We start from the raw sequence: 18,988 nt of genomic DNA on the forward strand, positions 1-18,988 counted from the left end.
CGCCGAGTAGACAGGAGGGCATGACAACCGTTGCCGAGAACATCGTCGCCACCCTTCGTCTGAACAACGTGGAACGGGTGTACGGCCTCCCCGGCGACTCCCTCAACGGCTTCACCGACGCCCTGCGCAAGGACGGCACGATCCGCTGGGAGCACGTCCGGCACGAGGAAGCGGCCGCGTTCGCCGCCTCCGCCGAGGCCGAGCTGACCGGCGAGCTCGCCGTCTGCGCGGGCAGCTGCGGCCCCGGCAACCTGCACCTGATCAACGGCCTGTACGACGCCAACCGCTCCCGCGTGCCCGTCCTGGCGATCGCGGCGCACATCCCCACGGCGGAGATCGGCTCCGGCTACTTCCAGGAGACCCACCCGCAGGAGCTCTTCCGGGAGTGCTCGGTCTACGTCGAGTACGTCGCCGATGCGTCGCAGATGCCCCGACTGCTCGAGATCGCGATGCGCGAGGCGATCGAGAAGCGCGGTGTCGCGGTCCTCGTGATCCCGGGCGACGTGCTGCTCGCCGACGCCGTCGCGCCCCGCACGACGCGCATCGAGCGGACCACCCCGCGCGTCATCCCCTCCGACGCCGAACTGCAGCGCACCGCCGAGCTCCTGAACGGCGCCGACCGGGTGACGATCCTCGCCGGGGCGGGTGTCGCCGGTGCCCACGACGAGGTCCTCGCGCTCGCCGAACGCCTGCAGGCCCCGATCGTGCACGCGCTCCGCGGCAAGGAGCACATCGAGTGGGACAACCCGTACGACGTCGGCATGACCGGGCTGCTCGGTTTCGCGTCGGGGTACCGCGCCATGGAGGACGCCGACGTCGTCCTCATGCTCGGGACCGACTTCCCGTACCAGCAGTTCTTCCCCGCCAAGGCGAAGCACGTGCAGGTCGACGTCCGGGGTTCGCAGCTCGGGCGTCGGCACCCGGTCGACATCGGCCTGGTCGGCACCGTCAAGGACACCGCGCTCGCGCTCATCCCGCTGCTCACCGGTTCGCACCCGACGAAGCACCTCGAGGACGCCCGCAAGCACTACGCGAAGACCCGCGCGAAGCTCGACGACCTGGCCGTCCCCGCCGGCGGGCACAAGCCGCTGCACCCGCAGTACGTCACCCGCGTGCTCGACCGGCTCGCCGACCAGGACGCCGTCTTCATCCCGGACGTGGGCTCCCCCGTCGTGTGGGCGTCGCGGTACCTCACCATGAACGGCGACCGCCGACTGATCGGGTCGTTCGTGCACGGCACGATGGCGAACGCCGTCCCGCAGGCCATCGGCGCCCAGGCAGCGTTCCCCGACCGGCAGGTCATCGCGATGGCGGGCGACGGCGGACTGACGATGCTCCTCGGCGAACTCATCACGATCGTGCAGAACAAGCTGCCCGTGAAGATCGTCGTGTTCGACAACTCGTCGCTGAACTTCGTGGAGCTCGAGATGAAGGCGGCCGGGTTCGTGAACTACGGCACCGAGCTGCAGAACCCGGACTTCGCAGCCGTCGCCGAGGCGATCGGCATCAAGGGCTTCCGGGTCGACGAGTCCGCCGACCTCGAGGACGCCATGGCCGCCGCACTCGCGCACGACGGGCCCGCGCTCATCTCGGTCAAGGCGAACCGCCAGGAGCTGTCGATGCCACCGGCCGTGACCGCCGAGCAGGCGAAGGGCTTCACGCTCTACGCGATCCGCACGGTCCTGTCCGGACGCGGCGACGAACTGCTCGACCTCGCGTCGACGAACTTCCGCCAGTTCATCTGACGGTGTCCGGGGCGGCGCTCAGGACTCCGCGCCGCCCTGCTCGACGATGTCGCCCGACGGGTCGATCGACGCGCGCACCACGGCGTCGAGGGCGGTGACGATCTGCTCGAGTTCGAACGACGGCCCGTCGCCGGCGATGTCCGGGGTCGCGGGGACGTGCACGAACCCGGCCCGGAAGCCCTCACGCCCGGCGAAGGACATCAGCTCGTAGAACACCTGGTTGCACGTGAACGTCCCGGCGGTGTTCGACACCGACGCTGGGACGCCTGCCGCCCGGACGTTCCGCACGATCCGCTTGATCGGCAGCCCGGAGAACGCCGCCGGGGCACCACGGGGGTCGATCGGCTCGTCCACCGGTTGCGCGCCCGCGTTGTCCGGGATCCGGGCGTCCATCACGTTGATCGCGACGCGCTCCGGCGTGACGGCGGCCCGTCCGGCCGCGAGGCCCGTCGCGATGACGACGGTGGGCCGGTGCTTCGCGATCACGGCCGCCAGGCGCGCTCGTTCCTCGGCGAAGACCACGGGGAGCTGCTCGACGACCAGGGTCGCGGGTCCGTCCCACGTCTCGGCGAGGCGCTGCGCGGCGTCCCACGAGGGGTTCCGGGCGTCACCGCCGAACGGCTCGAAGGCGGTGAGCAGGACGGTCGGTTCGGTCGCGGCAGCCACGCCTCCGATCGTACGCAAGCCCGCCCTGCGCGCAGGAGGCCGAATCGCTCGTGGGAGGCCGATCCGCTCGTGCGGAGCCGATTCGCGCGTGGGAGGCCCGAACAAATGACCTCCTTCGCGCGAAACGGCATCCCATCGCGCCCGTTGTGGGACGGAACGACCACCGGACTGGAGGCGCGTGGCGGGCCCGCCACGCGCCTCCAGTCCGTCGGGTGGTCACCACCCGAGCGGCGCACCGTCCTCCAGGAACACGCCCGTCGGGCCGTCCGGACCGGCGGCGGCAGCCGCCGCGACCGTCGCGGCGCTGACCTCCACCGGGCGACCGTGCGGGTTCTCGACGCCCCCGAACTCCGTCGCCGTGTACCCGGGTTCGACCGCGACGACGTGCACCTCGGGCACCGCACGGGCGTACTGCACGGTCAGCATCGAGACCGCGGCCTTGCTCGCGCCGTAGACGATCGCCTGGTACTGCGACGCCGGCTTCTCCGGGTCGTGGTTCGCCGCGAACGAGCCGAGCGCACTCGAGATGTTCACGATGACCGGGTTCGCGGAGCGGCGGAGCAGGGGCAACGCGGCCTCGGTGGTGCGGACGATGCCGACGGCGTTCGTGTCGAACACCTCGAGGGCCTCGGGGCCGTTCAGCGCGACCTTGCCGATCCCGGCGTTGTTCACCAGGACGTCGAGGCCGCCCTCGGCCTCGAGCTGCGCGAACGCCGCGGCCACCGAGGCGTCGTCGGTCACGTCGAGCTGCACGGCTCGGGCGCCGATCGACTCGGCGACGGCGCGGCCGGTGTCGAGATCCCGGGCGCCGATCCAGACGGCGTGTCCGGCGGCGACGAGCTGGCGGGCGGTTTCCTTGCCGAGGCCTCGTGTGGCCCCGGTGACGAGTGTCGTTGTCATGGCTCCAGCGTCGGACGCTCCGGCACGGTCGGGGAGCCGTCCGGTTGTCGTAGGACTGTCGGACCCAGGACACCGGCTTCCAGGCGTCGCAGACTGGGGACGTGGAACACACCGAGTTCGGCCGGACCCTCCGCCGCCTGCGCGACCACGTCGCACCGGAGGCGGTCGGCGTCGTCGCGGGCAGTCGCCGCCGTGCCACCGGGCTGCGCCGCGAGGAGCTCGCCGCCCTCGCGGGCATCTCCGCCGACTACCTCACCCGTCTCGAGCAGGGGCGCGCCACCTCGCCGTCCGCCCAGGTGGTCGAGGCCCTCGCCCGGTCGCTGCGGGTCGCCGACGCCGAGCGGGAACTGCTCTTCCGGCTTGCCGGACACGCGGTCCCCGGGGCCGACGTGGTCCCGTCGCGGATCCCGCCGAGCGTGCAACGGCTGCTCGACCGCCTCGCCGACACCCCCGTCGCGGTGCTCGACGCCGCGGGGACGATCCTCGTCGCGAACGCTCCCTACGACGCACTCATGGGCCCGGTCGGGGCGCTCCGAGGTCACGAGCGCAACACCGCGTGGCGACACCTTGTCGGACCGGGCAGCCGCGCGGTGCACACCGACGCCGATCAGCGGGCGTTCGAGGCGTCGGTCGTCGCCGCACTGCGGATGACCGTCGCCCGCTACCCGCTCGACCGCGCGCTGGGACAGCTCGTGCGGGACCTCCGCGCCGCGAGCCCCCGGTTCGTCGCGCTGTGGGAGTCCGGCGACGCTGCGCCCACGCGGGAGTCCGGTCGGCGGAAGGTCGTCGAGCACCCGGCCGTCGGGCGCATCACGCTCGACTGCGACACCCTGCAGATCGCCACGGACGACCTCACCGTCCTCGCGTACACGGCCGAGCCGGGTACCGAGGACGCCGACCGTCTGGCGCTCGCGATCGTGCTCGGGACGCAGTCGCTCGTCGGGTGAGCACGCCACGTCGGGCGGCTGTGTCGACGATGCGTCGTGTATCCACAGGGGTGGGTGCGAGAGGCAACTCCGTGGAAGGCTTCCCGGATGCTCATCGCCTACGTCGATGAATCGTACGATCGCGACTTCTACTTCATCGGTGCGGCACTCGCCACGTTCGAGCAATGGGAGATCGTCTCAGAACGATTCGCCATGATCCGCGCCCGGACGGCGCTTGAGCACGGCACGTCGTCACGGATCGAGTTCCACGGACACGAGCTGATGGGAGGGACCGGACCGTGGACGCGCCTCCGCGGCCGCCATCGCGAGGCAGCCGGCATCTCGACCGCGGTGCTCGCCGCGGCTGCGGATGCTGGAGTGCAGTACGTCTTCCGCGGCGTGGACGTCGGACGGTTGAACGCGCGCTTCCGGTATCCGCGGACCCCTCACGCCGTCGTGTTCGGACACTTGCTCGAACAGATCGACCGCTTCGCCGCTGCGATCGATCCCGACGAGCAGGCGATCGTGGTCGCCGACGAGATCGCGACACAGGCGGAGCACCAGCGGGCGTTCGCCGGTTACCAGGAGTTCGGGACGACGAGCGATGAGCCGTCGCGGCTCGCGCACATCTCATCGCCGATCAACTTCGCGTCCTCGAAGTTGAGCGATGGGTTGCAGGCCATCGACGTGGCGGTCTACGTGCACTTCCGTCGGCAGCGTGTCGACAATCCGCACCCAGCTGCGCGCCGGACACTCAACCGCCAGTGGCGGCTCGTCGCGCCAGCGGTCGTGCACGACGAGAACTGGGTCCCCTGACACCCTGCCCGGACAGAACGAAGGCCCCGCGAACGGGGCCTTCGGCTGGCGACGTTCCGGGAACCGGCCCGTCGTCCGACCATTGTACGTGACGGCGAGGCTGCGGGTCGGGCCCAACGCCGCCGTGGCTGCGTGATCGCATGGAACGTCAGTCGTCGATGTCGAAGACCACGACGCGCGAGCTCGCACCCCTGATGAACGTCGCGACGGGCTGGTGCTCCTCGTGCGGCAGGTACCCCTCGAGGGCCACCCGGTCCCGGAAGCGGACGACGAGCATCCAGTCGAACCCGCCCTCGAGTCCCTCGGTGCTCACACTCTCCCCCGAGTGCACCGACTCCACCCCGTCGATGCGGGGCAGGTGCTCGCGGCAGAGCGCGTCCGCCTCCGCCGACGCTTCGGCGTCACTCCACTCCACCAGGACCACGTGCGTCGTTCCTGCCACGGTTGCTCCTCACGCGGCCGGCTCGGTCGGACGGTTCCGCTCCGTCGAGCCTGGCACGTCGTGCGCGACCCGGCCACAGACGGCCTGGAGGCACGTGACGACCCCGCCACGCGCCTCCAGTCCGTCACCGGCCACGTCTAGAAAGCGGGCGTCCCGCCCGCGATCGTGATCGTGGAACCGGACTGGTAGCTCGACTCCGGGCTGACGAGGTGCACGTAGGCGGCGCCGAGCTCCGCGGGCTGCCCGGGGCGGCCGAACGGCGACTGTTCCCCGAAGTGCGACACGGTCTCGGCGTCGTCGGACCCCGGCTGGAGCGGCGTCCACACCGGCCCCGGCGCGACCGAGTTCACCCGGATGCCCTTCGGCGCGAGCTGCTGCGCGACGGCCTCGGTGAAGAGCTTGATCGCACCCTTGGACACGGCGTAGTCGATCTTGTCGGCCGACGGGGTGGAGGCCTGGATCGACCCGGTCGTGACGATGGTCGAACCGGGCTCAAGGTGCGGGACGGCGGCCTTGGTCAGCCAGAAGAGCGAGTAGATGTTCGTCTTGAACGTGGAGTCGAACATCGAGGTGTCGAGCGTCAGGATGTCATCGTTGCTGTCCATGCGGCCGGCGACCATGACGAGGGTGTCGAGCCCGCCGAACTCGTCGACGGCCTTCTGGACCAGGTCGCCGCAGTACTGCTCGTCGGAGATGTCACCAGGGAAGAGCACCGCGCGGCGCCCCTCGCCCTCGAGCAGGTCGCGGACCTGTTCGGCGTCCTCCTGCTCGTCGGGCAGGTAGGACAGCACGAGGTCGGCGCCCTCGCGGGAGAGCGCGATCGCCGCGGCACGGCCGATGCCGGAGTCGGCACCGGTGACGATGCCCCGGAAGCCCTTCAGGCGACCGAGGCCGACGTAGCTGTCCTCGCCGTGGTCGGGCTTCGGGTCCATCTTCCACGCGGCACCCGGCAGCGACTGCTCCTGCTTCGGGTACGGCGGGGCGGGGTAGAGGGTGTTCGGGTCGCGCTTGTCGTACTGGCTCATGGCCCCACTGTGCTCGGCCGGTCCGCACCGCACATCCAGGTCGAGCCACCGTCGCAGAGCAGCCGTCGCCGGGCGGCCGTCGCGGGCGTAGGTTCCAGGCATGACCGTCGAGGCCATCCCGTGAACCCGCAGCTCCTGTTCGGCATCGGCGGCGTGATCGTCGCGGCGTGGGGCATCGTCATCACCATCTGGACACCGTGGGCGCAGCGCATCGGTGGAGGGCGGCTCGCGAACGGGCGACCGATCACACCCGCGTTCGTGCGGACCATCGGGGTGTTCCTGGCGGTCGTCGGGGCGCTCATCGCGGTCCTGGCGTTCACGGGCGTCCTCCCGGATCACTGACCAGACAGCGGCGGACGGTCGACCTGCAAACCGCCCGTGCGACTGCTCCGAATGCACCGTGGACGTCATGAGCGTCCAGGCCGCGCACGGACGCGTCGGTCTTCTCCAGAAGAGAGGTCGCACCATGACCAGCAACGCAGCAGCAACCACCCGCGTCGGGTACGGATCGACGTGGACCCAGAAGGGCGCCTTCGTCTTCGGCGTCGTCTTCCTCCTGGTCGGCATCGCCGGCTTCATCCCCGGCCTGACGATGGACATGGGCACCATGTCCGTGGCGGGTCACGGCTCGATGGCGATGCTCGTCGGCCTCTTCCAGGTGTCGGTGCTCCACAACATCGTGCACCTGCTCTTCGGTGTCGTCGGACTCCTCGCGGCCCGCGGTGCTCGCGGCGCCCGGCTCTACCTCGTCGTCGGCGGCATCGTCTACGCGGTCCTGTTCGTCTACGGCCTCTTCACCGCGGGGATGGCCGACCCGGCGAACTTCGTGCCGCTGAACAGCGCCGACAACGTGCTGCACCTGGTCCTCGCCGTCGCGATGATCGTGCTCGGTCTGCTCCTGCCGCGCATCGGGGCCCGCCGGGCCTAGCGAAGCAGCACTGCAGGGCACACAGCCCACGAGCCGAGCCGGCCCGAACCACGAGATCAGGTGGTTCGGACCGGCTCTCGTCGTGTGCGCGACCGGGTCAGCTCACCGGAGCGCCGCCGCGCACGAGGTCCCGCACCTGCGCCGCAGCACCCAGCGCGACCGCATCGGCGCCGAGCGCACTCTGGGCCAGCCGGATGGTCGCACCGCTCACCGGGGGTTCGGCCGCGATGGCCGCGCTGACGGCCGGCTCGAGCAGGTCCCACGACCGCGCGACGCCACCACCGATGACGACCGTCGTCACGTCGAGGATCCCGGCGGTGAGCAGGGCTGCACGGGCGATCCCCCACCCGGTGGTCGCGAACACCTCGGCCGCGTCGAGGTCCCCGGCACGAGCTGCGTCGGCGACTGCACGGGCGGACACCCGTCGTCCCGACCGCTCGGCGTACCGGTCGGCGATCCCCCGTGCGCCGGCGATGGTCTCCAGGTGGCCGACCTGCCCGCAGGTGCAGCGGACGTCGCTGAACCCAGGGACGTGTCCGATCTCCCCCGCAGCACCGCGCGGCCCGGCGAACAGGGTGCCGCCGAGCACGAGGGCGCCGCCGACGCCGGTGCCGAGGGTCATGCCGAGCGCGTCGGCCTCACCGGTGACGGCTCCGGCGGCGAGCTCGCCGAGCAGGAACGCGTTCACGTCGTTGTCGAGCGTCGCGGGGACGCCGAGCGCCGCCGAGACCGCGGCGGTGACGCCGTACCCGGCCCACCCGGTGAACGAGTTCGCGGTGACGAGGACCGTGCCCGTGGTCGCGTCGACGACACCGGCCGCGCCCACTCCGACACCCGCCAGGGAGGCCCGGTGCCGGTCGAGCAGGACGCGCACCGCCTCGACGGCGGCGGTCACGATCGCGTCCCCGCCAGCGTGCGCCGGCGTCGGCAGGTCGATGCGGTCGATCACCTCGAGGTCGGGGGTGGCGAGCAGCACCTTCGTGTTGGTGCCGCCGACGTCGATCCCCGCGAAGACCGTGCTCACGCGTCCACCGCCGCGAGGGTGGCGAGCCGCTCCGCGCGACGCTGCCGTTGCAGCACGGGGTCGGGGACGGGCACCGCCGCGAGCAGTCGGCGTGTGTAGTCCGTCGTCGGGTGCAGCAGCGTGGTGTCCGTGGTGCCCTGCTCCTCGATGACGCCCTGGCGCATCACGACGACCCGTTCGGCGAACTGCTGCACGACGGCGAGGTCGTGCGAGACGAACAGGCACGCGAAGCCGAGGTCGTCCTGCAGTTCGCGCAGGACCTCGAGCACGGTCTCCTGCACGCTGACGTCGAGCGCGCTCGTCGGCTCGTCGGCCACGAGCAGTCGCGGCGAGAGCACCAGCGCGCGGGCCAGCGACACGCGCTGCCGCTGGCCGCCGGAGAGCTCCCGGGGTGCGCGGGACGCGAGGGTCCGGGGCAGCCGGACGGCGTCGAGCACCTCGTCGATGCGCTTCCGGCGGTCGGCGGAGGACATCCCGCGGCGGTGCACGGCGAGCGGCTCGGCGATGCACTCCGCGACGGACATCCGGGCGTCCAACGACGCGACCGGGTCCTGCAGCACGACCCCGATGCCGGACCGGAGCGCCCGGCGGTCCCGACCCCGCGCGGTGCGGAGGTCGGACCCGAACAGGTGCACGCTGCCGGAGGTCGGCTTGACGAGCCCGAGCGCCACCCGAGCCGCCGTGGACTTGCCGGAGCCGGACTCACCGACCAGGCCGACGGTCTCGCCGGCGTGCACGGCGATGTCGATGCCCTGCAGGGCGTGCACCGCGCGCGCCCCGCGCCCGAACGTCACCGAGACGTCCCGCAGGTCGACCACCGGGGCCGCACCGTGCCTCCCGTCCGGAACGTCGACGGAGGCGACCGACTCGACGGAGGCCGCAGCACCGGCTGGTGCGACCGCCAGCCGCGGCACCGCCGCGAGCAGGCGCTTCGTGTAGTCGTGCTGCGGCCGGAGCAGGACGTCCTCGACGCCACCGGTCTCCACGATCTCGCCCTGCAGCATCACCGCGACCCGGTCCGCGAAGTCCGCGACGACACCCATGTTGTGGGTGACGAGCAGGACACCCGTGCCGGTGTCCGCGGCCAGGCGACGGAGCAGCTCGAGGATCTCCGCCTGCACGGTGACGTCCAGCGCGGTCGTCGGTTCGTCGGCGATGAGGAGCTTCGGCGAGTTCGCGATCGCCATCGCGATGACGACGCGCTGCCGCTGCCCGCCGGACAACTGGAACGGGAACGCCTTCGCGCGCGCAGCCGGCGAGGGGATGCCGACGCGGTCGAGCAGGTCAACGGCCCGTGCGGCGGCGTCCGACGCGGAGACGTCCCCGTGGTTCCGGATGACCTCGGCGATCTGTGCTCCCACGCGGGTCAGGGGATCGAGGGCGGTCGCGGGTTCCTGGAAGACCATCGAGACGGTGCTCCCGCGCAGACGGCGGAGGGCGCTCTCCGGGGCCCCCACGACCTCGTGACCGTCGACGACGGCGCTGCCACGCGCGGTCGCGTTCCCGGACAGCAGGCCCATCGCGGCGAGGGCGACGGTGGACTTGCCGGACCCGGACTCCCCGACGAGCGCCAGGGTCTCCCCCGGTTCGACGTGCAGGGACACCCCTCGGACGGCGTCGACGGTGCCGGACTCGGTGCTGAACGCGACCCCGAGGTCGGTGGTGGTCAGGATGGACATCAGCGGCCCCTCACGTCGAAGGCGTCCCGGAGCCCGTCGCCCACGGCGTTGAACGCGCAGACGACGAGGATCACGGCGAGACCCGGCGGCACGATGAGCCACCACCGTCCCGAGTAGGCGGCGGTGAGACCCGCCGAGAGCATGCCGCCCCAGTCCGTCGCCGGAGCCTGGACACCCAGCCCGAGGTACGAGACGTAGGCGACGAGGAGGATCGCGTCGGCGACCTGGAACGTGGCGGCCACGACGATCGTCGACACCGAGTTCGGCAGGAGGTGCTTCCCGATGGCCCGGGCGTGCGAACCGCCGATCGCGCGGAGCGTCAGGACGTAGTCGCGGTTCTTCAGCGTCAGCGTCTCCGCGCGGATCAGACGGGAGGGCACGAGCCACGACACGAACCCGAGGATGACGATGAGGCCCCCGACACCGGGGGTCGTGATCGCCGAGATGACCAGCAGGATGAACAGCGCCGGGATCGCGATGCCCGCGTCGACCACGCGCATCATGACGGCGTCCACCCAGCCGCCCACGTACCCGGCGACCGAGCCCCACAGCGTCCCGACGACGGTGGCGAGGATGCCGGCCGCGATGCCGACCATGAGCGAGACCTTGCCGCCGAACATCAGGCGACCGAGGACGTCGTGCCCGACGGCGTCGGTGCCGAGCCAGTGCGCCGCACTCGGGCCGAGGTTGGCCTGGGACAGCTGCGTGTGGGTCTGGTCGGTCGGGTACAGGAACGGGCCGACGAAGCAGAACAGCACGATGACGACGATGACGACGAGGCCGATCACCGCGAGGGTGTTGTGCCGGAAGCGACGGACGGCGAGGCGCCAGCCGGTCGACGCGACGACGACTGGGGTCCCCGGCGCTTCCGGGGCGATCTGGACGGCGCTCATGCGCGGCCTGCCTTCACTCGGGGATCGATCAGGGACTGCGCGACGTCGGCGAGCAGCGTGCCCACGACGGTCGCGATCGAGATGACGAGGACGCAGCCGAGCAGCGTCGGGTAGTCGGAGGTCTGCGCGGCGTTCCAGAACAGCAGTCCCATGCCGGGGTAGTTGAAGAGCTGCTCGGTCACGAGCGCGCCGCCGAACAGCACGGGCAGGTAGTACCCGAGCATCGCGACGACCGGCGTGAGCGAGTTCCGGAACACGTGCCGCCGCAGGATCGTGGCGGTGGACGCTCCCCCGGCACGGGCGGTGCGCACGTAGTCCTCCTGCAGGTTCTCGAGCGTCGAGGCCCGCATGTACCGGCTGAACACGGCGATCATGGCGAGGGCCCCGGTGACGACGGGGAGCACGAGTCCGGCGGGGTCCTGGAAGACCTCGGCGAGGGTGTTCCCGCTCGGCGCCTGCGACGGCAGCCACGGCAGCTGCTGGCTGAAGACGATGATCAGGACGAGGCCGAGGAAGAACGCCGGCGTCGAGTAGAAGACGAACGCCAGGGCGGTGGCCGCGTAGTCGACCGCGCCGTTGCGCCGCGCGGCCTGCCACATGCCGACGGGGATCGCGATGACGAGACCGAGGACGGCGGAGATCCCGGTGAGCACGAGGGTCTTCGGCAGGCGCTCGGCGATGAGCTGCGACACCGGTTCGTTGAGCGTGTACGAGGTGCCGAGGTCACCGGTGAGCAGGCGGCCGAGGAACCGCAGGTACTGGACCGGCAGGGCCTGGTCGAGTCCCTGTGCCTGGTTGAACGCGGTGATCTGCGCGGGCGTCGCGGAGACGCCGAGGACACCGCGGGCGGGCCCGCCCGGCAGGGCGTGCAACAGGCAGAACACGACGATCGTGACGATGAGGACCACGGCGAGTGCTTGCAGCACGCGCCGGAGCAGGTACAGGGCTGTGGTCATGCGGCTTCCGTCGATTCGGTGTGGACGTTGGTGCTGACTGGAGGCGCGGTGTGCGTCGGACGCACACCGCGCCTCCAGGCCGTGGTCGCTTCAGCGACCTACTTCGACCACTTCCACTGGGCCGGGTGGAAGTTGGCGAGCGAGTCCTGGTCGAACCCGGTCAGCCCCTTCTTGACGACCGAGATCTGGTAGTCCGGGCTCGGCAGCCAGATCACGGGCAGGTCCTTCGCGACCGCGGCGCTGTAGTCCTGCACGGCGGTGGCGTCGGGCGAGGTGGTCGTCGCGTCGATGAGGGCGTCGACCTCCTTGTTGGAGTAGCTGCCGAAGTTCGCCGAACCACCGGTCGAGAACAGCGACTCACCGGTCGGGTAGGCCGGGAAGTACCAGCTGCCCGCGGTGCCGAAGAAGGACAGGTCCCACTTGCAGCTCGCCTCGTCGGACGTGCAGGTCGGGGTCTGCGACAGGACGCTCGACACCGGCGCGGTCTTGATGGTGAACCCGATGCCGGTCTTCGCGAGCGAGGACTGGATGGCACTCATCATGTTGTCGGTCACGGTCGAGCCGGACTGCGACAGCACCTGCATGGTGAACTTCGTGCCCTTCGCGACGCCGTCGCCGCACTGGCTGGCGGACGTGCCGGGGTCGGTGCAGACCATCGTGCCGCCCTGCTCCGACCAGCCGTGGCTGGTCAGCAGGTCCTTGGCCTTCGACGTGCTGAAGGGGTAGGGGTTGTCCTTCTGGACGCTCGACACGTAGTCGGACTCCTGCGCCTGCGGGATCGGCCCGTAGGTCGACGTCGCGGTGCCGTTGAAGACGACCTTCGACAGCGACTTCTGGTCGATCGACATCTGCACGGCCTGGCGGGCGTACAGCTGCTTGAAGACGGCGCCCATCGTCGGGTTGTTGAAGTTGTACGGCATGTACGTGATCGCCCAACCGGTCCACGGTTCGACGGAGTAGCCCTTCGCCGTGAAGGACGACTTCTGGTCCATGTCGGTGGCGTTGATGTAGCCGTAGTCGACCTCGCCGGAGCGGACCGCGTTCACCTCGGCGTCGCTCGTGGTGAACGGCAGGAGGTTGACGGTCTTGATCGAGGGCTTCTCGCCGCCGTCGTACTTCGTGTTCGCCGTCAGGGTGACCTTGCCGGCCGTGGTGAACGCGCTCACGCCGTACGGGCCGGAGATCGTCTTCCACAGGTCGTCGCTGGCGTAGTCCGAGATCTTGCCGGCCGCGGTGTTGAGGTACTTCCACACCGCCTTCGCGCCGGCGGTGGTCTCGTCCGCGTTCCCGACCGAACCGTTCGCGCTCGTCTTGTCCCAGGCGTGCTGGGGCAGCGGGATGATGTGGCTCAGCTGGTTGGCGAGCATCCAGTCGGAGTTGTACGCCTTGTCGAACGTGATCGTGAAGTGCGTGTCGTCGACCGTCTTGAAGGAGGTCCAGTTGTCCGGGGCCTTGCCCTCGGAGTACGAGCCCCACTGGTCCTTGTTCGCCTTGATCAGGTTGAACCAGAACGCGACGTCGCGGCTCGTGATCGGCTTGCCGTCGGACCAGTGCCGGTCACCGAGGGTGACCGTGGCGCTCTTCGAGTCGGACGCGAACGAGACGTCGGTGGCGACGGAGCCGGCCTTGTTCCACGCGATCTTGCCCGTGGAGCCGTCGTACGCGATGAGCGGCTCGTAGAGCGACTGTGCGATCGAGCCGTTGTTCGTGTTGAGGTGCGCCGCGGTGCCGATCGGGAGGATCCAGTTCGGGGTGAAATTGGCGGGCAGCGCGTAGTTGATCGCGTCGGAGTCCGAACCGGAGGAGGCGTTGCCGCCCCCGGAACATCCGGCGAGCAGGGCGCTCACAGCGATCGCAGCTCCGGTGAGGAGCGCCCAGCGACGGGGCTTGGACATGCGGTGTCTCCTTGTGCGAGGGACTTCGGGGAGGTTGGTGCACGGGTGCCGATCGGCACGCGGACAGTCAATGGCCAAACGCATTGGAAAAACAAACATCTCGATGTAAAAACTGCGTTACTGCGGAACGGGCGAAAGGGTCGACCGCGCATTCCGCCCCCTAGGCTCGGCTTCGATCGGGGTTCCGATCGTGTTCCGCCCGGATTGGAGAAAGTCGTGCCGGACCTCAGCGCCCGTGTCCTCGAGCTCATCGCCTCCGGACAGGCCTCCAGTCGCACCGAGATCGCCGACCTGCTCGGTGCCGCTCCCTCGACCGTCTCGCACGTGGTGTCGCAGCTGCTGTCGCACGGGCTCCTGGCGGAGGAGGGCACCGACACCTCGACCGGCGGACGGCCCCGGAAGGTGCTCCGCATCGGCGGCGTCGACGAGTACGCGGTCGCCGCGGACGTCGGCGGCGGTCACGCGCGCATCGGCGTGGTGCTGCCGGGAGGCGCGCTCGAGTCGGTCGCGAACGTCCCGTTCGCGCTCTCCGAGGGGCCGACCGCAGGGCTGCAGCGCCTGGCCGGGTTGCTCGAGCGGCTCGCCGACGAGCGTGGTCGGGAGGGCCTCCGCGGCGTCGGCCTGAGCCTGCCCGGGCCCGTCGACGTCGAGGCAGGCGTGGTGGACCTGCCGAGCCGGATGCCGGGGTGGAACGGGTTCCCGGTGGCGTCCTGGCTCTCCGAGCGCTTCGGCCTGCCCGCGATCGTGGACAACGACGCGAACTGCATGGCCGCGGGCGAGCAGACCGTGCACGACCCCGCTCGACGCCAGACGATCACGATCAAGGCCGGGTCGGCGATCGGCGCCGGGATCGTCATCGACGGCCGGCTCTACCGCGGGTCGACGGGTGCGGCGGGGGACATCACGCACGTGCGGATCGACGCCGCGGGCGACACCCCGTGCTCGTGCGGCAACACCGGGTGCCTGGAGACCGTGGCGTCCGGGGCCGCCCTCGTCCGGATCCTGTCGTCCGCCGGGGTCGACGTCACCTCGACCGCCGACGTGGTCCGGCTCGCGTCCGACGCGCACCCCGAGGCCACCCGTGCCGTGCGCCTGGCAGGCCGCTACCTGGGCGAGGTCCTCGCCGCCAACGTGAACTTCTTCAACCCGGACGCCGTCTACCTCGGCGGCATCCTGTCCACCCTCGACCCGTTCATCGCCGCCGTGCGGAGCCAGCTCTACGAGAGCTGCCACCCGCTCATGACGCAGCACCTCGCCATCGAGCCGGTGTCGCTCGGCGCCGACGCGGGCCTCGTCGGCGCCGGACAGTTCGCCCTGCAGCGCGGCCTCGCGGCGTCGCTCGAGCAACTGTCCGCCCCGATCCCGCAGTCCACCACCAGGAACAGGAGCGTCCGTGTCTGACCACGTCCCCGCAGCCCCCGCCACCCGCCGTCCGGTCATCGCGATCGCGGGCCTCGCCATCGAGACCTCGACGTTCACCCCGACCAGGACCCTCGCCCCGGCGTTCCACCCGGACCGCGGGGACGAGGTCGTTGGCCGGTACCCGTTCCTGGCCTCGATGGTCGCCGAGTTCCGCGGGGCGCTCATCGGCCACTCCCTGCCCGGCGGGATCGTGGCGCGGGAGGCGTACGAGGAGCTCGCCGACGAGATCGTGACCCGGCTGCAGGCGATCGTCGACGCCGAGCACGTGGACGGCCTCTGGTACGACATCCACGGCGCGATGGTCGTCGAGGGACTGGACGACGCCGAGACCGACCTGCTCGGCCGCATCCGCGCGGTGATCGGCCCCGACGTCATCGTGTCGGCGTCGATGGACCTGCACGGGAACGTCACGCGCGAGCTCGCCCACCAGGTCGACCTCGTCACCTGCTACCGGATGGCCCCGCACGAGGACGCCCTCGAGACGAAGGAGCGCGCCGTCCGGAACCTGGTCGACGTGCTCACCACCCGTCCGGTCGGGGCGCAGCGTCCTGTGAAGGCGTGGATCCCGATCCCCGTGCTCCTGCCCGGCGAGCAGACCTCCACCCGCATCGAGCCGGCGGCGTCGCTGTACGCGCAGGTGCCGCAGGTCGAAGCCACCGAGGGCGTCCTCGACGCCGCGATCTGGGTCGGCTACGCCTGGGCGGACCAGCCCCGCGACCGAGCGGTCACGGTCGTCACCGGCTGGGACCGGGCCACCGTCGCAGCCGGCGCCGAACGACTGGCCCGCGCGTTCTGGGACGTCCGCGAGGACTTCGTGTTCGTGGCACCGACGGGCTCCTTCGACGAGTGCCTCGCCGCCGCGCTCGCACCGGGCGCCGCGCGGCCGTACTTCGTCTCCGACTCGGGCGACAACCCGACGGCCGGCGGGTCCGGCGACATGACGTGGGGGCTGACCCAGGTGCTGGCCGACCCGCGGTTCGCGGCAGCGGACGGCCCGACCGTGATCTACGCCAGTGTGCCCGGCGCCGAAGCGGTGGCCGCAGCCGTCGAGGCCGGGGTCGGCGCGACCGTCACCGTGACCGCCGGTGCGACGGTCGACGCCGTCCACGCCGGACCGATCACGATGACCGGCCGGGTGCACGCGATCAAGCACGGCGACCGCGACGCCGAGACCGAGGTCGTGCTGCAGGTCGGCAGCGTGTTCGCGATCCTGACGAAGCTCCGGAAGCCGTACCACCACGAGCACGACTTCACCGACCTCGACCTCGCCCCGCGCGAGGCCGACGTCGTCATCGTGAAGATCGGGTACCTCGAGCCGGAGCTGTTCGACATGGCCGCCGACTGGATGCTCGCGCTCACCCCGGGTGGCGTGGACCAGGACCTCGAGCGGCTCGGGCACCACAGGATCGAACGCCCCCTGTTCCCCTACGATCGAGTGTTCCCCGAGGCACCGGACCTGACCGCCAGGATCATCCCGGCCTCGGACCAGCCACTCGGAGACCCTGCATGAGCACGACCGCCGCACTCGAGATCGCCGTCACCTCCCCTGCGGGCGCGATCGTCGCACGTGACGGTGGTGCCGACCGGGTCGAGCTCTGCGTCGGTCTCGAGCTCGGCGGCCTCACCCCGTCGCAGGCCCTCGTCGAGGCCGCCCACGAGACCGGCATCCCCGCACACGCCCTGGTCCGCAGCCGCCCCGGTGGCTTCGTCTACGACGACGACGAGATCGACCTCATGGTGCGCGAGGCCCGCGCGGTCCTCCGCTCGGGCGCGGCCGGTGTCGTCGTCGGTGCCCTCCGCCCGGACGGTTCGCTCGACGTCGACGTGCTCGCCCGGTTCGTGGACGCTGCACGGTCCGTCAGCGCCGCCGCCGAGGTCACGCTGCACCGCGCGATCGACCACGCGGCGGACCCCGTCGCCGCCGTCGCGACGCTCGAGGGGCTCGGGTTCACCCGGGTCCTGACCTCCGGCGCATCCCCCACCGCGGTCGCCGGTGCAGCCACGATCACGCGCATGGTCGCCGCGGCCGGTGCCGTGCAGGTGATGGCCGGTGCCGGCGTCACCCCCGCGGACGTCCCCGCGCTCGTCGCGACCGGGGCCGCCGCCGTGCACCTGTCGGCGAAGCGTGCGGCGCCGGGCAGCGCACACGCCGGCGTCCCGATGGGCGGAGCCGACGACGGCTCCGCGCACTTCCTGACCGACCTCGACGTCGTCCGAGCGGCCAGGGCAGCCCTCGACGCCTGACGCGACCACAACGCCCGACGCGACCACACGGACGACTGGAGGCGCGGTGCCAGCCGGCACCGCGCCTCCAGTCCGTTGACGGTCGCGTCACGCGACCGCAGCCGACTCAGTCAGCCGCGTCCAGGACCGCCTGCGCCTTCTTCTCGGCGTTGGCGAGCGCGTCCTCCGGGCTCTCCTTCAGGAGCATCGCCTTCTCGAGCTCCTTCGACAGCGCCTCGCTGACCTCGCCGTAGGCGACGATCGACGGCCGCGACTTCGCGTAGGCGAGCTCGTCCGCGAACGCCTTGATCCGCGGGTTGTCCGCGAGGTGCTTCTTCCAGGTGGCGTCGTCGTTCGTCGCCGTGTTCGCGGGCAGCAACCCGGTCGCGATGTCCCACTTGGCCTCGACCTCGGGGCTCAGCCACCACTGCATGAAGTCCCACGACGCGTCCTTCTCGGCCTTCGAGCCGTCGAGCAGGTACGAGTTGTTCGTGCCGAGGTTCGCCGCGTTCTGCTCGATGCCGGGCAGGGCGAAGACGCCGACGTTCTCCTTGCCGAGTGCCTCGTCGAGCGTGCCGAGGTCGTACGCACCGGTGATCGCCATCGCCGCCTTCTTCGCGGTGAGCGCGGGCGTGCCACCGTTCGACGTCGACGTCATGAGCGACTGCGGGTAGGCGCTGCCGTCCTCGAGCATGTCGGTCCAGGACTTCAGGGCCTTCACGCCGGCGTCGCTGTTGAACTCGACCTTGGTGTTGTCCTCGTTCATGAACTCCCCGCCGGCGCTCCAGAGCATCGACTGGTAGGTGAACACGGGCCACTCACCGGTCCCGATCGGCAGGTACATGCCGTACTGCGTGGTGCCCTTGGTGAGTTTCTTCGCGTCCGCCTGCAGTTCCGCCCAGGTGGTCGGAGTGTCGGTGATCCCGGCCTCCTTGAACATCTGCTTGTTGTAGACGACGGCGTAGTCGCCGATGTCCGTGGGGAGCGTGTACGTCTTGCCCTCGAACTTGCCGGTGGCGAGCATGCCCTCGGTGAAGCTCTTCGTGGTGATCGACGAGTCGGAGTCGGACAGGTAGTCGTCGAGCGGGACGACCTTGCCGGTCTCGACGACCTGGCCGATCTTCTGCGGCGTGCTGTCGCCGAGCACCATGTTCGGTCCGGTGTCGTTCTTCAGCGCGTTGATGAGCTTCGCGTCGAACTGGTCGCTCTGGGCCGCGTACTGGGCGGTGACCTCGATCTTGTCCTGGGAGTCGTTGTACTCCTGGATGAGCTTCTTGGCCTCGGTGGCCTGGTCGCCCGTGTAGTTGTGCCAGACGGTGATCTGGGTCTTGCCGCCGGAGTCACCGCTGTTCCCGGTGACCGAACCGCCGGAACAGGCCGACAGGGTGACGGCGACGCCGATGGCGAGTGCTGCCACGCCGAGCATTCGTGATCGCATGGGTTGTCCT

18 protein-coding genes are annotated in these 18,988 nt (G+C 70.8%); 8 read left to right on the forward strand and 10 right to left on the reverse strand.

The genetic code is table 11. The annotated features are described in order from the left end of the window. Positions 1 to 20: 20 nt before the first annotated feature. Positions 21 to 1,745, forward strand: coding sequence for a ubiquinone-dependent pyruvate dehydrogenase (gene poxB, locus FS532_RS16375; protein ID WP_144756715.1), 1,725 nt, complete (start codon positions 21 to 23; stop codon positions 1,743 to 1,745). A gap of 18 nt (positions 1,746 to 1,763) precedes the next feature. On the opposite strand, the gene pcp is transcribed toward poxB, so the two are convergent. Both pcp and FS532_RS16385 read right to left on the reverse strand, forming a co-directional pair. Next, entirely contained in the window at positions 1,764 to 2,411 is a 648-nt protein-coding gene (pcp, locus tag FS532_RS16380; RefSeq protein WP_144756717.1) for a pyroglutamyl-peptidase I, read from the reverse strand. Between the two features lie 216 nt (positions 2,412 to 2,627). Beyond that, positions 2,628 to 3,311: an SDR family NAD(P)-dependent oxidoreductase gene (locus FS532_RS16385; RefSeq protein ID WP_144756719.1), complete on the reverse strand. Its 684-nt coding sequence runs from the start codon at positions 3,309 to 3,311 to the stop codon at positions 2,628 to 2,630. Between the two features lie 101 nt (positions 3,312 to 3,412). Here FS532_RS16385 and FS532_RS16390 point away from each other — a divergent pair, with 101 nt between their 5' ends. Together FS532_RS16390 and FS532_RS16395 are read left to right on the forward strand one after the other, a co-directional pair. Beyond that, on the forward strand, positions 3,413 to 4,258 hold the full coding sequence (locus FS532_RS16390; RefSeq protein ID WP_144756721.1) for a helix-turn-helix transcriptional regulator: 846 nt from the start codon (positions 3,413 to 3,415) through the stop codon (positions 4,256 to 4,258). Positions 4,259 to 4,345: 87 nt separating this feature from the next. Beyond that, positions 4,346 to 5,053: a DUF3800 domain-containing protein gene (locus FS532_RS16395; RefSeq protein WP_144756723.1), complete on the forward strand. Its 708-nt coding sequence runs from the start codon at positions 4,346 to 4,348 to the stop codon at positions 5,051 to 5,053. Between the two features lie 148 nt (positions 5,054 to 5,201). Here FS532_RS16395 and FS532_RS16400 read toward each other — a convergent pair whose 3' ends face one another. Together FS532_RS16400 and FS532_RS16405 are read right to left on the reverse strand one after the other, a co-directional pair. Beyond that, positions 5,202 to 5,495, reverse strand: coding sequence for a Dabb family protein (locus FS532_RS16400; protein WP_144756725.1), 294 nt, complete (start codon positions 5,493 to 5,495; stop codon positions 5,202 to 5,204). A 137-nt stretch (positions 5,496 to 5,632) separates the two neighbouring features. Continuing rightward, on the reverse strand, positions 5,633 to 6,520 hold the full coding sequence (locus FS532_RS16405; protein WP_144756728.1) for an SDR family oxidoreductase: 888 nt from the start codon (positions 6,518 to 6,520) through the stop codon (positions 5,633 to 5,635). Between the two features lie 120 nt (positions 6,521 to 6,640). Here FS532_RS16405 and FS532_RS16410 point away from each other — a divergent pair, with 120 nt between their 5' ends. Continuing rightward, positions 6,641 to 6,862, forward strand: a complete 222-nt coding sequence (locus FS532_RS16410) for a hypothetical protein (protein WP_144756730.1) — start codon at positions 6,641 to 6,643, stop codon at positions 6,860 to 6,862. A 124-nt stretch (positions 6,863 to 6,986) separates the two neighbouring features. Then, positions 6,987 to 7,448, forward strand: a complete 462-nt coding sequence (locus FS532_RS16415) for a DUF4383 domain-containing protein (RefSeq protein ID WP_144756732.1) — start codon at positions 6,987 to 6,989, stop codon at positions 7,446 to 7,448. Positions 7,449 to 7,545: 97 nt separating this feature from the next. Here the strand turns inward: FS532_RS16415 and FS532_RS16420 are convergent, their stop codons facing one another. The 5 genes from FS532_RS16420 to FS532_RS16440 form a co-directional block, all read right to left on the reverse strand. Then, on the reverse strand, positions 7,546 to 8,472 hold the full coding sequence (locus FS532_RS16420; protein ID WP_144756734.1) for an ROK family protein: 927 nt from the start codon (positions 8,470 to 8,472) through the stop codon (positions 7,546 to 7,548). Then, positions 8,469 to 10,151 carry a dipeptide ABC transporter ATP-binding protein gene (locus FS532_RS16425; RefSeq protein WP_144756736.1) on the reverse strand — a complete coding sequence of 561 codons (1,683 nt, stop codon included), beginning with the start codon at positions 10,149 to 10,151 and terminating at the stop codon, positions 8,469 to 8,471. The genes FS532_RS16420 and FS532_RS16425 overlap by 4 nt, the downstream gene beginning before the upstream one ends. After that, entirely contained in the window at positions 10,151 to 11,044 is an 894-nt protein-coding gene (locus FS532_RS16430) for an ABC transporter permease (RefSeq protein ID WP_144756738.1), read from the reverse strand. Before FS532_RS16430 ends, FS532_RS16425 begins: the two co-directional genes overlap by 1 nt. Next, positions 11,041 to 12,000 (reverse strand): ABC transporter permease, encoded by a 960-nt coding sequence (locus FS532_RS16435; RefSeq protein WP_144756740.1) that lies wholly within the window; start codon positions 11,998 to 12,000, stop codon positions 11,041 to 11,043. The genes FS532_RS16430 and FS532_RS16435 overlap by 4 nt, the downstream gene beginning before the upstream one ends. A gap of 98 nt (positions 12,001 to 12,098) precedes the next feature. Continuing rightward, positions 12,099 to 13,895 carry a peptide ABC transporter substrate-binding protein gene (locus tag FS532_RS16440; RefSeq protein ID WP_144756742.1) on the reverse strand — a complete coding sequence of 599 codons (1,797 nt, stop codon included), beginning with the start codon at positions 13,893 to 13,895 and terminating at the stop codon, positions 12,099 to 12,101. A 216-nt stretch (positions 13,896 to 14,111) separates the two neighbouring features. Between FS532_RS16440 and FS532_RS16445 the strand changes: the two genes are divergently transcribed. Genes FS532_RS16445 through FS532_RS16455 form a run of 3 tightly spaced genes read left to right on the forward strand, consistent with a single transcriptional unit; the run spans position 14,112 to position 17,561 of the window. Then, positions 14,112 to 15,296, forward strand: coding sequence for an ROK family transcriptional regulator (locus tag FS532_RS16445; RefSeq protein ID WP_144756744.1), 1,185 nt, complete (start codon positions 14,112 to 14,114; stop codon positions 15,294 to 15,296). Then, positions 15,289 to 16,827, forward strand: a complete 1,539-nt coding sequence (locus FS532_RS16450) for a M81 family metallopeptidase (RefSeq protein ID WP_144756746.1) — start codon at positions 15,289 to 15,291, stop codon at positions 16,825 to 16,827. The genes FS532_RS16445 and FS532_RS16450 overlap by 8 nt, the downstream gene beginning before the upstream one ends. Further along, positions 16,824 to 17,561, forward strand: coding sequence for a copper homeostasis protein CutC (locus FS532_RS16455; protein ID WP_144756748.1), 738 nt, complete (start codon positions 16,824 to 16,826; stop codon positions 17,559 to 17,561). The genes FS532_RS16450 and FS532_RS16455 overlap by 4 nt, the downstream gene beginning before the upstream one ends. Positions 17,562 to 17,667: 106 nt before the next feature. Here the strand turns inward: FS532_RS16455 and FS532_RS16460 are convergent, their stop codons facing one another. Beyond that, entirely contained in the window at positions 17,668 to 18,978 is a 1,311-nt protein-coding gene (locus tag FS532_RS16460; RefSeq protein ID WP_144756750.1) for an ABC transporter substrate-binding protein, read from the reverse strand. Between the last annotated feature and the right edge of the window lie 10 nt (positions 18,979 to 18,988).

Origin of the sequence: Curtobacterium pusillum, assembly GCF_007673235.1 — a bacterium.
In the GTDB taxonomy this organism is placed as follows: Bacteria; Actinomycetota; Actinomycetes; order Actinomycetales; family Microbacteriaceae; genus Curtobacterium; species Curtobacterium pusillum_C.